Below are 1,411 nucleotides of genomic sequence, written 5' to 3' on the forward strand. Positions count from 1 at the left end.
TTGGAGCGTAAGCCCCGGTGAGACTTAGGCCCAAGTTGAAACAAACCGGGACGAATTTTTTGCAGCCGATTGATGCAAAGTGCAATAATCCAACACGGCGGGCGCGTGCCAGACGAACAAGGTCGTTGGAGCGTCACCGTCGTCACCTCTCGTTACGTTCCTCGAACAACGGACTTACCAATGATTCGGCGAGCTGACGCTCAACTCACCTCTGAGGTAATCCGGCAAGGGATTTTTTAATTTTTCTTCATGGGATTTTTCCAGGGACTTTCGCCCAGTTCGATGCTTTCAAAAAGTTTCACCAGGGCGCTTCCTCGTTTGCGCAGGACCGCTTCATAAGTTTGGTCGTTATAGGGTTTGCGATCCTGCCAGCAGCGGAAGAGGATGCGCTGCCACTTGAAGGCCAGCGCGCGCACGGCGGTGTGATGCGGACAACCCTTTCTGCGTTGTTGCAGGTAGTACGCCGCCGCCCAGCGACACCACAAAATGCTTTCCTTGGCATATTCGTGAAAGCTCTGCCGATGAAACTTGGGACAGAGATAGCGGCGGTGAATGTAACAGCTGCCTCCGCTGCGTTTGGTCACCGGCGCCACGCCGGTGTAGCATTGCAACTCACGCGCTGCGCCCAAACGGTCGCGTTGGGATCCCATGCTGGTCAAAAGCCGCGGCCCCAGCACGGGGCCTGCGCCAGGGAAACTGGCGAAGATCTCCCGATCGGGATGAGCGATATAGGCTGCGGCAATCTGCTGATCAAACTCAACAATGGTCTGTTGCACGATCTGCAGTTCGCGGGCGAGCAGTTGGATGCGCAGCACGAAGCTGTCGATCACCGCCGTTTCGTCGGTGATCGGAACCGCCTTTTCAATCAAGGCCAGGCGTTTTTCAATGAGAGTCTGGCTGCGGCTGCCCTGGAGATGATAGAACTTCTTGAGCGTGGCGGTTTTGGTTTTCTTGACCGCTGAGAGGCTGGGCCATTTGAGCAGGAAGGCCGTTGCCAAAGGACGCCAGAGATCTTCCCCACAGAGTTGAAGAGCTTGAGGAAAGTATTGTTTTATAGTAAAAGGCCCTGGAGGCGGTTGGTGAGGCCGGTGCGTTCATTGACGACGGAGCGGCGATGGAAGACCAACTGTTGCACGGCGCGCGTGGCGCTGTCTTCGGGCGCCCAAGGTTGGAGATTTTCATGGTGGGTGAGGAGCAGATCAGCCTGGAAGAAAGCATCGCGGGTATCATCCTTGGCGCGGCGGGTGACGAAGGCTTCGCGATACTTCTGCAGGGTGATGGGATTGATGGGGTAGAGGGTGATCCAGTCATAGGATTCCAGGAAGCTGATGAGGTGGCCGGCGGGTTGTTCCAGACAGAGACCGACCTTGGCTTGGGGATGTTGCTGGCGGAGTTGGAGGAGCCATTCCCG

2 protein-coding genes are annotated in these 1,411 nt (G+C 56.6%); both read right to left on the minus strand.

From position 1 onward, the window contains the following. Positions 1–236: 236 nt before the first annotated feature. Complete coding sequence (locus tag VEH04_18475) at positions 237–998, minus strand: transposase (GenBank protein HYG24761.1); 762 nt, start codon at positions 996–998, stop codon at positions 237–239. Between the two features lie 53 nt (positions 999–1,051). Beyond that, a partial coding sequence (locus VEH04_18480) for a transposase (GenBank protein ID HYG24762.1) occupies positions 1,052–1,411 on the minus strand: 360 nt, incomplete at its 5' end.

It is taken from the genome of Verrucomicrobiia bacterium (assembly GCA_035629175.1).
GTDB lineage: Bacteria > Verrucomicrobiota > Verrucomicrobiia > Limisphaerales > DASXHY01 > DASXHY01.